Annotated in this window: 11 protein-coding genes and 1 pseudogene; 8 read left to right on the top strand and 4 right to left on the bottom strand. The window is 43.4% G+C overall.

What is annotated here, in order from left to right; genetic code table 11:
* Positions 1-3: 3 nt before the first annotated feature.
* Positions 4-1,290: a ribonucleotide-diphosphate reductase subunit beta gene (locus MKI79_RS05275; protein ID WP_241571000.1), complete on the bottom strand. Its 1,287-nt coding sequence runs from the start codon at positions 1,288-1,290 to the stop codon at positions 4-6.
* Positions 1,291-1,419: 129 nt separating this feature from the next.
* Positions 1,420-4,245 carry a ribonucleoside-diphosphate reductase subunit alpha gene (locus MKI79_RS05270; protein ID WP_241570999.1) on the bottom strand — a complete coding sequence of 942 codons (2,826 nt, stop codon included), beginning with the start codon at positions 4,243-4,245 and terminating at the stop codon, positions 1,420-1,422.
* Between the two features lie 572 nt (positions 4,246-4,817).
* Here MKI79_RS05270 and MKI79_RS05265 point away from each other — a divergent pair.
* Entirely contained in the window at positions 4,818-5,534 is a 717-nt protein-coding gene (locus tag MKI79_RS05265) for a response regulator (protein ID WP_241570998.1), read from the top strand.
* 48 nt (positions 5,535-5,582) lie between these two features.
* Entirely contained in the window at positions 5,583-7,235 is a 1,653-nt protein-coding gene (locus MKI79_RS05260) for an ATP-binding protein (RefSeq protein WP_241570997.1), read from the top strand.
* 49 nt (positions 7,236-7,284) lie between these two features.
* On the opposite strand, the pseudogene MKI79_RS05255 reads toward MKI79_RS05260, so the two are convergent.
* Together MKI79_RS05255 and MKI79_RS05250 are read right to left on the bottom strand one after the other, a co-directional pair.
* Positions 7,285-7,842 (bottom strand): annotated as a pseudogene (locus MKI79_RS05255) (GGDEF domain-containing protein).
* A gap of 134 nt (positions 7,843-7,976) precedes the next feature.
* Complete coding sequence (locus MKI79_RS05250) at positions 7,977-8,495, bottom strand: diguanylate cyclase family protein (protein ID WP_241570996.1); 519 nt, start codon at positions 8,493-8,495, stop codon at positions 7,977-7,979.
* Between the two features lie 44 nt (positions 8,496-8,539).
* On the opposite strand from MKI79_RS05250, the gene MKI79_RS05245 reads away from it, so the two are divergent.
* The 6 genes from MKI79_RS05245 (at position 8,540) to nuoF (ending at position 14,010) form a co-directional block, all read left to right on the top strand.
* Positions 8,540-8,749, top strand: a complete 210-nt coding sequence (locus MKI79_RS05245; protein WP_241570995.1) for a hypothetical protein — start codon at positions 8,540-8,542, stop codon at positions 8,747-8,749.
* 290 nt (positions 8,750-9,039) lie between these two features.
* Entirely contained in the window at positions 9,040-9,597 is a 558-nt protein-coding gene (locus tag MKI79_RS05240; RefSeq protein ID WP_241570994.1) for an NADH-quinone oxidoreductase subunit A, read from the top strand.
* Between the two features lie 6 nt (positions 9,598-9,603).
* Entirely contained in the window at positions 9,604-10,281 is a 678-nt protein-coding gene (locus MKI79_RS05235) for a NuoB/complex I 20 kDa subunit family protein (protein WP_241570993.1), read from the top strand.
* Positions 10,282-10,372: 91 nt separating this feature from the next.
* Positions 10,373-12,157: an NADH-quinone oxidoreductase subunit C/D gene (gene nuoC, locus MKI79_RS05230; protein WP_241570992.1), complete on the top strand. Its 1,785-nt coding sequence runs from the start codon at positions 10,373-10,375 to the stop codon at positions 12,155-12,157.
* A gap of 12 nt (positions 12,158-12,169) precedes the next feature.
* Positions 12,170-12,679 (top strand): NADH-quinone oxidoreductase subunit NuoE, encoded by a 510-nt coding sequence (gene nuoE, locus MKI79_RS05225; protein ID WP_241570991.1) that lies wholly within the window; start codon positions 12,170-12,172, stop codon positions 12,677-12,679.
* On the top strand, positions 12,676-14,010 hold the full coding sequence (gene nuoF, locus MKI79_RS05220) for an NADH-quinone oxidoreductase subunit NuoF (RefSeq protein WP_241570990.1): 1,335 nt from the start codon (positions 12,676-12,678) through the stop codon (positions 14,008-14,010). The genes nuoE and nuoF overlap by 4 nt, the downstream gene beginning before the upstream one ends.
* The last annotated feature ends 1 nt before the right edge of the window (position 14,011 follow it).

Genomic DNA, 14,011 nt, shown 5'->3' with positions numbered 1-14,011 from the left:
TCATTACCAACTCAACGCACCACCGGTCTGATAGTCCGTCACACGTGTTTCAAAGAAGTTCTTCTCTTTACGCAAGTCCATCATCTCAGACATCCATTGGAATGGATTACTTACACCTTTGAACTGCTCAGGCAAACCCAGTTGTGTCAAACGACGGTTAGAGATAAATTTCAAATATTCTTCCATCATCGCAGCGTTCATACCGAGTACGCCACGTGGCATGGTATCACGAGCATATTCGATCTCAAGCATGGTGCCTTCCAAGATCATTTGGATCACTTCTTGTTGGAAGTCTTTCGTCCAAAGCTGTGGATTTTCGATCTTGATTTGGTTAATCATGTCGATACCGAAGTTCACGTGCATCGACTCATCACGCAAGATATATTGGAACTGCTCAGCCACACCAGTCATCTTGTTACGACGCCCCATACTCAAGATTTGGGTAAAGCCACAGTAGAAGAAGATGCCTTCAAGCACACAGTAGAATGCGATCAAGTTGCGGAGCAATTGTTGATCATCTTCGGTCGTACCTGTTTTAAAGCTTGGATCACCAAGCGATTGGGTGTATTTCAATCCCCAAGCGGCTTTACGTGCCACACTCGGGACTTCACGATACATATTGAAGATTTCGCCTTCGTCCATACTCAACGATTCGATACAGTATTGATACGCATGGGTGTGAATCGCTTCTTCAAAGGCTTGACGCAAGATATATTGGCGACATTCTGGATTGGTGATCAGACGATAGATCGCCAAAACCAAGTTATTCGCAACCAATGAATCTGCAGTAGAGAAGAAACCTAATGAGCGTTTGACAATCACACGTTCGTCATCGGTCAAGCCATTTTCAGACTTCCACAGTGCGATGTCGTGGTTCATGTTGACTTCTTGTGGCATCCAGTGGTTGGCACAACCGTCAAGATATTTTTGCCACGCCCACTCATAGCGAAATGGTACAAGTTGGTTTAGATCGGCACGACAGTTGATCATGCGCTTGTCTTCAACTTCGACACGACCTGCGCCCATTTCCAACTCTTCAAGACCTGGTGCAACGTCCAAATGTTTTAAGGATTCAGATGCTCGAGCCATCGAATCGGTTGGATCAATTGCATTTCCATTTGTTGTTGGTGTAGGGGATTTTGCAGGAGCCACGCTCTGCGCTTGTGGCTGTCCATCAGATACCACTTTCTGTATAGGCGCTTCTTTCGGTGCGACGGGCGCAGATGGGGATGTCGCAGGAGCATGCTTTTGTGCATCATCTTCAAAGTCGTCCCAGCTTAGAATTGACATATTATAATCTCGCTATATTTCAAAATACTTAAAATCGTTTTTTTGTCAGATAGTCAGCGTGTTTTGAATTGAGTAAAACACGCCGAGCCATGATTCATCTTTACGACGATTTATCTATTGATTCGCCTATTACTGACACGCTTCACAGTCAGGATTGTCAATGCTACAAGCTTGTGGTACTGGTGCTGCATTGGTGAAACCATCATCTTGTTGAGCGACTTTTTGTGCTACTACTGGCTCAGGCTCAACTGCTGCTGCCATCGTTGCAGGTTTTACTGCATTGAGTGCACCTGTGTTAATGGTTGATTTCTCTGCAGAAGTCGCACCCAAAGCACGGAGGTAATAAGTGGTTTTCAAGCCACGTAACCAAGCCATTTTATAAGTGATGTCGAGTTTCTTACCGTTCGCACCAGAGATATACAAGTTCAATGATTGCGCTTGGTCGATCCATTTTTGACGACGGCTTGCCGCATCAACGATCCAACGAGGCTCAACTTCAAATGCAGTCGCAAATACGTCTTTCAAGTCTTGTGGAATACGTGCGATCTTCTGTACCGAACCTTCATAGTGTTTCAAGTCGTTGACCATTACCACATCCCAAAGTCCACGATCTTTCAATGCACGAACAAGGTAAGGGTTGATCACGGTGAATTCACCTGACAAGTTTGATTTCACATACAAGTTTTGGAATGTTGGCTCGATAGACTGTGATACACCACAAATATTCGAAATGGTTGCCGTCGGCGCAATCGCCATCACATTCGAGTTACGCATACCGTCTTTTTGTACTTTGGCACGCAAGCTATCCCAATCCAAAGTCGTTGAACGATCGACTTCAAACATGCCTTCAGGGCGAGTTGCTGCGACTTTGTTCAATGAGTCGATAGGCAAAATGCCTTGATCCCATAGCGAACCTTTGAATGTAGAGTATGCACCACGTTCAACAGCGAGATTACTAGAGGTCTGAATGGCGAAGTAGCTAATCGCTTCCATCGAACGATCGGCAAATTCCACCGCTTCATCAGAACCATAAGCAAGATTTAATTCATATAACGCATCTTGGAAGCCCATGATGCCCATACCGACAGGGCGGTGCTTGAGGTTTGAATTGCGTGCTTGTTCAACAGCATAGTAGTTAATGTCTACCACGTTATCGAGCATACGCACCGCAGTTTTTACTGTGCTTTCAAGTTTTGCATGGTCAAGTTGACCGTCAGTGATATGACGTACAAGGTTGATCGAACCTAAGTTACATACAGCGATTTCGTCTTGATCTGTATTGAGGGTAATCTCAGTACACAAGTTCGATGAATGCACCACGCCAACGTGTTGTTGTGGTGAACGTAAGTTACAAACATCTTTGAAGGTGATCCACGGATGACCTGTTTCAAATAGCATCGAAAGCATCTTGCGCCACAAGTCTTGTGCTTTGACTTTCTTGTGCAAGATTTCTTTTTTCGCAGCTAAACCTTCGTAGTGTGCATAACGCTCTGCAAATGCTGTCCCTGTCAAATCGTGAAGATCAGGTGCATCTGATGGGCTAAACAAGGTCCATTCTGCATTTTCTAATACACGTTGCATGAATAGATCAGGCACCCAGTTTGCTGTATTCATATCGTGGGTACGACGACGGTCATCCCCCGTGTTTTTGCGCAGTTCAAGGAATTCTTCAATATCCAAATGCCATGTTTCAAGATAAGCACAGACCGCACCTTTACGCTTACCACCTTGGTTGACTGCAACCGCAGTATCGTTCACGACTTTCAGGAATGGCACGACACCTTGCGACTTACCATTAGTGCCTTTGATGTACGAGTTCAAAGCACGTACTGGAGTCCAGTCATTACCGAGACCACCAGCCCATTTTGACAGCATCGCATTGTCACGGATTGCGCCGTAAATACCGAATAAGTTGTCAGGCACAGTGGTCAAATAACAGCTTGAAAGCTGTGGGCGTAGTGTGCCTGCATTAAACAAGGTCGGCGTAGACGCCATATAATCGAAACTTGACAATAAGTCGTAGAACTCAATGGCACGTGCTTCACGATCTTGTTCTTGGATGGCAAGCCCCATCGCCACACGCATGAAGAATAGTTGTGGTAATTCAAAACGCACACCATCTTTATGAATGAAATAACGATCAAATAAAGTCTGTAGACCTAAATAAGTAAACTGATTGCTACGTTCAGGTTTGATTGCTGCAGCGAGTTGTTTTAAGTCAAATTTAAGCAGTTCAGGATCAAGCAGTTCTAAATGCACACCTTTATTCAAATATGCTTCGAGTGCATCATTTTCATTGGTGTCTGTATCAAGTTCTAAAAAGTTTAGACCGACTTTAACCAATTCATCACGTAGCAGGCGAGCAGTGACATAGGTATAGTTTGGCTCATGCTCGATACGAGTACGTGTTGCCATCATCATGGTGGTGGCAATTTCAGATTCTTTGACGCCGTTATAAAGGTTCTTTACGGTTTCGTCGATGATCGCTTGCGTGTCGATACCTTCAAGATCTTGGCTTGCACGTTCTGCGCTCTTGGCTAGTGCAGTCAAGTCAAGTGGCTTTAACATGCCATCTGCATCAGTAACTTGTAGTGTAGGGTGATGACTTGCATTCTCACCTTGACGTTCAGAATGGCGCTTATCACGATAAATCACATAAGCACGTGCAACTTTTTGCTCGCCTGTGCGCATCAATGCCAATTCAACTTGGTCTTGGATTTCTTCGATATGGATTGTACCGCCAGAAGGTAAGCGACGCTTAAAGGTGTTCATCACCATTTGCGTCAGCTCAGAGATACGGTCGTGGATACGACTCGAATCGTGACTGTGTCCGCCCTCTACTGCGAGAAAGGCTTTGCCAATCGCAACAGAAATCTTTTCGGCATTAAAGTCGGCAACATCACCTGTGCGTTTGATAACACGTAATTCGCCTGGGGTTGTGTCGAGTACGCTCATGACGGCACTGCTCCATGTATTTAGTCGATGGCTTCCATTTTTAAAAGTGCTTTATATCAAAGACCGTTTTCTAAAACGAAACCACTATAAGTTGTGTTGATTTAATCTATGAGACACAAGATACGGTAATTTTTCTTGTGATTCAATCTTGACTTTTCGCATCAGATCCTTTTTTTGATGCAATTGATTTAGTTTCCTACACTTAGCAATAGAAATTATTTTTCCGCTAAAAAGTGTGCATATTTTTGTGCAGAAATAGACTAACAAGAAAGCTTGATTTCTCGTATAGATAACTCTGTGGATAAGTTGTTGATATAAATTTTTACAATTCATTCGTCATAAAATCATCAGGTTGACATGTAAGCGGAGTGTAAATTTCTTTAGCTATTTTTACCTAAGTTTACAATGTAACCATGATAAGCAATACAATTTTATAGAGAGTGTAATTTTTGGTGAAAGGGGGCTTGTTTACATTGTAAACGCGTGTATATTGGGTGCATCAGAAGATGCGTTGTTATTCTAATTTTTTATTTAATTTGAATAAGATGCGTCATTAATTTAGAGGAATGGAAATGTCGCAAGAAGAAAAATTGCCGAAAATTTTAATTGTAGAAGATGATGAACGTCTTGCGAATTTGACGCAAGAATACCTGATTCGCAATGGTTTGGAAGTAGGGGTGGAAACAGATGGTAATCGTGCGATTCGCCGTATTATCAGCGAGCAACCAGATTTGGTGGTACTCGATGTGATGTTGCCGGGTGCGGATGGTTTGACCGTTTGTCGTGAAGTGCGCTCACAGTATCATCATCCAATTTTGATGCTTACAGCACGTACCGAAGATATGGATCAGGTGCTTGGTTTGGAAATGGGTGCGGATGACTATGTGCCAAAACCAGTTCAACCACGTGTTTTGCTTGCACGTATTCGTGCCTTACTTCGTCGTACAGACAACTCTGTAGAGGAAGAAGTATCACAACGTGTTGAGTTTGATGATTTGGTTATTGATAATGGTGGTCGCTCAGTCACGCTTAGCGGTGAGTTGGTTGACTTCACTAGTGCAGAGTATGATTTGTTGTGGTTACTTGCATCGAATGCAGGTCGCATCTTATCTCGTGAAGATATTTTCGAGCGTCTACGTGGTATCGAATATGATGGTCAAGATCGTTCAATCGACGTGCGTATCTCACGCATCCGTCCAAAAATCGGTGATGATCCTGAAAATCCAAAACGTATCAAAACTGTACGTAGTAAAGGTTATCTATTCGTCAAAGAGTCAAATAATGCCTAAGTGCATTATTTGACGATAGTTATTATTTTATAAGTTCAAGAGGCATCCGTGTCATCATTTAAACATAGTGTTTTCCTTCGTATCTATGCTGGACTGGTATGTTTGGTGGCATTGGTTGCAATCTTGGCGTACATCATTGTTCAAGTTATCAATTATCAACGTGCGCAAGATTACCGTGAGCAAATGGCAGACGGTGTGGCGCATGTGATTTCTGAAGTGGTGGCAAGACAGCCGACACCACAAAGTCAAGAAGATTGGCTTGCTGATGTATCTAGAGTGCTCGAACTGCAACTCGATTTTGTACCACGTGACCAGCTCGATTTATCCCGCACAGAACGTCGTCGCCTCAGCGATGGGCGTGCTATTGTGCGTTATGATGCCAGTAAAATTATCGGTGATATTTATACCCAAGTTGATGGTCAGCCAAATGTCTATTTGCATATGAAGGTGGATAAACTTTCAGAAGTGCAAATTAAAATGATCGCAATTTTGGTGTTAGAGGATCTGAGTTATTATCCAGGTGCGGAACAGCAGCGTTTAGAAGAGCTACAGCTTTATTTTGCATATCCGATCGCATTCAAAAAGTTATCTGATATGAATCTAGATATGGATCAAATCAGTCGCTTGCGTACAGATAAGACGCAGACCTTGATGCTGTATCGTGATAGTGCGACGATGCAAGGCACGACAATCTCTGTTATTTCTGCCTATACCAATGTACCTAATCAGGTTTTGGTCTTAGGACCTGTACCAATTTTTAACTGGTTACCTTTTACTGTCTTTGCGGGAATTGTTTTATTTAGCTTATTCTTGTTAATTATGGGTGTGTATTTCCTCATTCTGCCACTCGAGCGAAAAATTGGCAAAGTGCGTCAGGCCTTAAACCGTGTGCGCAAAGGCGATCTTGATACTCGAGTTACTGTTGAGGGTAACGATGAGATGGCGAATCTTGGCTTAAGCTTCAATATGATGACTGAGCACATCCAACGTCTGATCGAAGCACAGCAAGAATTGACTCGTGCAGTATCACATGAACTCAGAACACCAGTTGCCCGAGTACGCTTTGGTATGGAGATGCTGACAGATACTGATGACTATGATGCACGTATCTCACAGATGGAAATGATCGACAAAGACATCGAAGAGTTGAATAAGCTCATTGATGAGATCATGACTTATGCCAAACTTGAGCAAGGGACACCGTCATTGCACTTTGAAAAAGTAGTTTTGAAAAATCTACTTCAACAAGTGATAGATGAAACGGCTGTCATTAAGAAAGATAAAAATATCACCAGTCTACTACCTGCTCAGGATCTAGAGGTGGAAGCGGAGTATCGCTATCTGCATCGTGTCGTACAGAATTTTGTTGGTAATGCACTTCGTTATAGCAATTCAATGGTGCGTGTCAGTGGTGGTATACAAGATCGCTATGCTTTTGTCTGCGTTGAAGATGATGGGCAGGGTATTGATGAAAAAGATCGTGAGAAAGTCTTCGAAGCGTTTGCTCGCTTAGATGATAGTCGGACGCGTGCATCTGGTGGTTATGGGTTGGGCTTGTCGATCGTGAGCCGTATTGCTTATTGGTTTGGTGGGAAGGTTGAGGTTGATCAAAGTCCAGTGCTAGGTGGTGCTCGATTTACCATGACATGGCCAGTCAAGCAAAGTGTAACGAAAACGCCTTTGCATAAATCGGCTAAATAGGACTGTGTGATTTTATTAACGGTATTCACTGTGGTTGAATATTAAGTGTTCATTGCAATTTGAATCTGATCTCTACCCGCTGATTTTGCTTGATACAAAACTTTATCAGCTTGTGAAATCCAATATCGAGTGGGCGAAATGCTTGTTTGTAGGGAATGCTAGATACGCCAATACTAATATTAATTAAAATACTTTGATTAAAAGAAAGGTTTAAAGGGTGTTGTTTTAGTGTACTTTGAATCCGTTCAGCAATCTGTTTAGCTGATTCCAAATCTGTATTTTGTAGCAAGATTGCAAACTCTTCGCCACCCAAGCGCCCGAATAAATCGTGTTATCGCAAAATACTTTGCGTAATCTTAACGAAGTGTTGCAGAGCCTCATCGCCTGCCTGATGTCCAAACTCATCATTAATTCTTTTAAAATAATCAATATCGACCATCATGAGGGTGGTATCACGCTGACTTTTTTGCGCATGTTGAATGGCAGTAGAAGCGGATTGCATAAAATGATGTCGGGATAGGCTTTTGGTTAATGAGTCGTACTGCACATGAAATAAAATTTCTTCAAATAAGTGCTTGCGGTTCGATCTGATTAAACACACCGTCATTGCAGATTTGGCAAGCATGAATAAGCCAATACGCGTTGATGTGCTCGTATATAAGTAGTCGGCTGAATGTACGTCTAAGATACTTAAAGTTGCACTGTAGAAAAGCACTGTACATACCACAAAGTTAATAATCGCTAGGCTAAAAAAACCATACCGTAAGGCTGCCCAAATGAGTGCAGCACAATAGGGAAAGTGAGAGCTCCTGGGCCACCAAAAGTTACAGCAACAAATGTGGCAGTCACGATAGCGATCAAAGGGAGGAAATCATGCCACTGGATCTCAATCACATTAAACCGATGTTGAAAATCTCTAAGCGTATTCCAAGTTGGGAAGCTTAAAATTAATGGAAGAATAAGCACGTGATTTTGAATCTCTGCTGTCCACCACATACAAAATTCTTGGATGAGATGCTGATCAACCATAAAGCCATTTGGCAGATTTGGGACTGTGCTTACCGCAACAAGCGCACTCATCGCCGAGCTGAATGTGACGATAATGAGCATATAGAAGAAAGTTAAACCATGATTGTATTTGCGATAACTAAGTTGGAAGAGTTGAAATAATACGATTGCGGTTAAAACTTCAAACAGATTTGCTAAAGTCAGCGCAAAAGCAAGTAGAAAATAATTGCCAGTAATCAAGTCGGCGAGCATAAAACCAACAAACGTACCAAGCCATGTTTCGATGCCACGTAATTGTGGATAGCGCAGAATTAAGCCAAGTAAAAGTGCATTTGCAGGCCAAAAAGAATAAAGGGCGTGAAAAAATTCCTGCTAAAGCTGCACAAAAAACAACCCCGCTAATAAGCGCAAAAATCCCTACACGAGTTGAAAAGTGCATATTGCGCATTGTGTTAAATAGAGGTTTAAACATCAGTGTGCAAAGTTGTATGGTGGTGAGTTTGTGATTATACTGAAAAAATTGTGAAAGTATCTATTTTTTGAGCAAAATAGACTTTTGTATATTAAGAAGGGGAGATGAATTTGATATTATTATCAAAATGAAAATGCTTCTTATTTATTAATAATCAGGCTGTTAAAATGGATTTTTACTGCGAAAGTATGAGTTTAACGTCTAGAAACATAATTCAAAAATCAGGTACAATAAAAAGGATATTATGTCTGTGTTTGATGAAAGATTTTCTCAAATACAACAAACTTTCTTTATTTTGTAAGGCCTGCTAGGAGTTCACCCCGCATGAGTGCCATTACTCCATATGATTGGGCGATTATTGCTTTTGTGATTGGCGTAACATTTTTATGCGCCTTTATGTTGACTGTCCCGCTACTACTTGGTGGTAAAGCTTGGGGGCGTGCAAAGCAAGAACAGTTCGAGTCTGGTGTTGTTAGCGCTGGTGGCGCACGTATTCGCTTATCAGCCAAATTTTATCTTGTTGCGATTTTCTTTGTTGTCTTTGATCTAGAAGCTCTGTATCTCTATGCTTGGGCGACTTCCGTACGTGAAGTTGGTTGGGTCGGTTTTGCGACGGCTGCGATTTTTATTTTGGTGTTGTTGATCGGTTTGATTTACGAGATGAGCACAGGTGCGCTGAATTGGGCGCCACATGATCGCCGTAAAGCTGCTGGTATTAAACCAAAAATTGGATCACCAAATATGGATATTGCATCCATTACTCGATTTAATTCGATTGAAGAATTGGTACAAGATCCAACAGGAAAAATTCCTGCACAATCTGCGATTAAAACATCAGCACATCAATCAAAAAACGAAATTCAAAATGTAATTAAGGAGTAATGCGGGATGAAATATACCCTAACCCGTGCCAATCCTAATGCGGATCAGTATCCTCTCCAAGAGCGTCAGATCGTAGGTGATCCTCTTGAAGAGGAAGTGAATAAAAATGTCTTCATGACCAAACTTGAAGACGTTTTGCATACAGCAGTGAACTGGGGACGTAAGAACTCCGTTTGGCCATTTAACTTTGGTACATCATGCTGTTATGTGGAATATGCCACCACCTTGACCGGTGTGCATGATATGTCACGTTTTGGTGCCGAGGTAATTCGTGCTTCACCTCGTCAGGCAGATTTGATGATCGTTGCAGGGACGTGCTTTGTCAAAATGGCACCTGTAATCCAGCGTCTTTACGAGCAAATGCTTGAGCCGAAATGGGTGATCTCAATGGGTGCATGTGCCAACTCTGGTGGTATGTACGATATTTACTCAGTCGTGCAGGGTGTCGATAAAATCATTCCTGTCGATGTTTATGTGCCGGGTTGTCCGCCACGCCCTGAAGCTTTAATTCAAGCTTTGATGCTCTTGCAAGATCAAATCCAACTGGAGCGCCGTCCTTTATCTGCGGTGATTGGTGATGATCTGCAACCGATTTATAAACCAAAAATGATGCCTGAACGAGATCGTAAAAATGCCGAGCGTATTGCAGTGAAAAATCTGCGCTCAATGGATGAGATTAAGTAATAGGGCTGATTTGATGATTGATGTACTGCGTTTCGGCGCAGTCAAATCAGTTTAGCGAACCGAATTTTTTTAAAAATAGGAAGCCAAGCCAATGGCTGAAACTGAAACTACTATGCCAGAAGTGGAACACGATTCACGTCCAGCATTTGCAATCGTAGAAGAACTGAAAAACAAATTTGGTGAAAACTTCTATGTGCAAGCGACGTTTGATAATTTTCCAACGGTCTGGGTTGAACGTTCTCGAGTTCTCGATGTATTGATGTTTTTGCGCACAGTGCCACGTCCTTATGTGATGCTGTTTGACCTCTCTGCAATGGATGAGCGTCTGCGAAATCATCGTGATGGGTTACCTGCCTCTGATTTTACTGTGTTTTATCATTTGTTATCTTTGGAGCGTAATACCGACATTCGTATCAAGGTCGCACTCAGCGATGATGATCTTAATATTCCAACCGCAAGCAATATTTGGCCAAATGCCAATTGGTACGAACGTGAAGCCTATGACATGTTCGGGATCAACTTCGAAGGTCACCCGATGCTTCGTCGTATCTTATTGCCGACGTACTGGGAAGGTCATCCACTGCGTAAAGAATATTCTGCACGTGCCACTGAATATACACCGTATATGCAAGATCAAGCTAAGCAGGATTTTGAACAAGAGCATTTGCGTTTTGTGCCTGAAGATTGGGGCTTGAAACGTGGTAACGATGACGAAGACTTCATGTTCTTGAACTTGGGTCCGAACCATCCATCTGCACATGGTGCGTTCCGTGTCATTCTTCAACTCGATGGTGAAGAAGTATTGGATTGTGTACCTGATATTGGCTATCACCACCGTGGCGTGGAAAAGATGGCTGAACGTCAAACATGGCACTCATTTATTCCTTATACCGACCGTGTCGATTATCTCGGCGGTGTGGCGCAAAATATGCCGTACGTGATGGCAGTTGAGCAAATGGCGGGCATTACTGTGCCTGATCGTGCGCAGTGTATCCGTGTCATGCTCTCCGAGTTATTCCGCATCAATAACCACTTGCTCTATATCGGTACGGCGATTCAGGATACAGGTGGTATGACGCCAGTATTCTATATGTTTGCCGATCGTCAAAAGGTTTATGACATTGTTGAGGCAATTACTGGCTTCCGTATGCACCCTGCGTGGTTCCGTATCGGTGGGACAGCGCATGACTTGCCAAATGGCTGGCATACACTGGTCAAAGAACTGCTCGATTGGATGCCGAAGCGTTTGGATGAATATCACAAAGCAGCGTTGAAAAACTCAGTATTCGTTGGACGTACCAAAAATGTAGCGCAGTACGATGCCAAGTCAGCACTCGCTTGGGGTGTGACAGGTACAGGTTTACGTGCCACAGGTATAGACTTTGATGTGCGTAAATATCGTCCATATAGTGGCTATGAGAATTACGACTTTGAAGTACCAGTCGAGTACGAAGGCGATGCTTATGCGCGTGTCATGGTGCATTTCCATGAAATTCGTGAATCGCTAAAAATCATTAAACAGTGTTTGGATAATATGCCATCTGGTGCATACAAAGCCGATCATCCATTGGCGGTACCGCCACCAAAAGACAAAACACTACAAGACATTGAAACCTTGATTAATCACTTCTTGAGTGTGTCTTGGGGTCCTGTGATGCCTGCGGGTGAGTCGTCATTTATGGCGGAAGTGGTGAAAGGGGCGAGTACCTATTATCTCACCTCGGATAAAGCGACAATGAGTTATCGTACACGTATTCGTACGCCGACATTCACGCACTTACAGCAAATTCCTTCGGTAATTAACGGCAGTCTAGTGTCTGACTTAATTATTTATTTGGCGACCATTGATGTGGTTATGGCAGACGTGGATCGCTAGAGGTACAGCATTATGATGATTTTGACAGACAAAAAGCCTCGTGTCAGTGTGGAAGGGATTTTGACTCCTGAAGAAATTCACGACATTGAGCATCACATTGGACATTATCCTGATCCACGTGCGGCGTCACTTGATGCGCTGAAATGCGTTCAACGCCGTAATGGTTGGGTCGATGATGCGCAGCTGCATGCCATCGCACAGCTATTAATGATTAGCGTGGCTGATCTTGAAGGTGTGGCGACATTCTATAACCGTATTTACCGTCAACCTGTCGGTAAGCATGTAATTTTGTTATGTGACTCGATTGCGTGTTTCTTGATGGGTGCAGAAAGTCTTGCAGATGCATTCCAACGTGAGCTTGGCATTCAATACGGTCAGACCACAGCGGATGGACGCTTTACTTTATTGCCGATTTGTTGCTTAGGGAACTGCGATAAAGGGCCAACTTTAATGATTGATGAAGATACCCACGGTTTAGTCGATGTGTCTTCGGTCAAACAGCTCTTGGAGAAGTATCTATGAATACCGAACCAAAACCAATCTATGGCGACGGCAATCCTGAAACTCACCCATTAACATGGCGTTTGAGTAAGCAAGAACATGTGCGTAGTGCGGAAGATTATGAAGCGTTGGAAGGTTATCAAGGGCTGAAAAAAGCCGTATCGATGACGCCAAATGAAGTACTTGAACTCATCAAAGCAGCGACTGTAAAAGGTCGTGGTGGTGCAGGCTTCCCCGCAGGGATCAAATGGTCGCTAATGGCGCCAAATGACAAATCTGGGCCACGGTACTTGATCTGTAATGCCGATGAGATGGAACCGGGTACTTTTAAAGATCGCTTGTTGATGGAAAAATTACCTCATCAATTGATCGAGGGGATGTTGATTGCAGGCTATACGCTCGAAGCAACACACGGTTATATCTTTATCCGTGGTGAATATATCGAAGCGGCGCAATATCTGAATGAAGCACTTGAGCAAATTCGTACCAAAGGCTATCTCGGCGAGAATATTCTCGGCACAGATTGGAGCTTTGATCTACACGTACATACAGGCGCAGGACGTTATATCTGCGGTGAAGAAACGGCATTGATTAACTCACTCGAAGGTCGTCGTGCCAATCCGCGTACCAAACCACCATTCCCGCAAGTTGCAGGGGCATGGGGCCGTCCGACGATTGTCAATAATGTAGAAACCTTTAACAACCTCCCTGCAATCATGCTTCGTGGTGCAGAGTGGTATGTGGGGTTATCTGCAGGTAAATCGAAAGACCCAGGCACTAAGATTTATGGTGCATCAGGCAAGGTGAAATTCCCAGGGCTTTGGGAGCTTCCATTTGGTACTACTGCACGTGAAGTGATCGAGGAGCATGCAGGCGGTATGCGTGATGGCTTAACGCTGAAGGCATGGCTACCGGGCGGTGCATCGACTGACTTTTTGGCAGCAGAACATATTGATCTGCCAATGGATTCAGAAAGCATCATGAAAGCAGGCTCACGTCTAGGCACGTGTTTGCTGATGGTGGTCGATGAGTCGCAGTGTATGGTCTCCGCAGTGCGTAACCTAGAAGAATTCTTTGCACGCGAGTCGTGTGGCTTCTGTACGCCGTGCCGTGATGGCTTGCCTTGGGCTGTAAAAGCATTAAAAGCACTCGAAAATGGTGAAGGAAAAATGGAAGATGTTGAACATCTGACTGAGCTGACCAAAAAATTGTGGATCGGTAAAACCTTCTGTGCCCACGCACCAGGTGCGATGGAACCATTAATGGGTGCGCTGAAATATTTCCGTCATGAGTTTGAGGCAAAAGTGACCAATCGTCCTGTTGCAGAAGCTCAACACGTTGAACAAGTATAAG

It is taken from the genome of Acinetobacter sedimenti (genome assembly GCF_022601685.1).
GTDB lineage: Bacteria > Pseudomonadota > Gammaproteobacteria > Pseudomonadales > Moraxellaceae > Acinetobacter > Acinetobacter sedimenti.
Note: the sequence above shows the minus strand (reverse complement) of the source record. Positions and strands in the feature narration are given on the sequence as shown.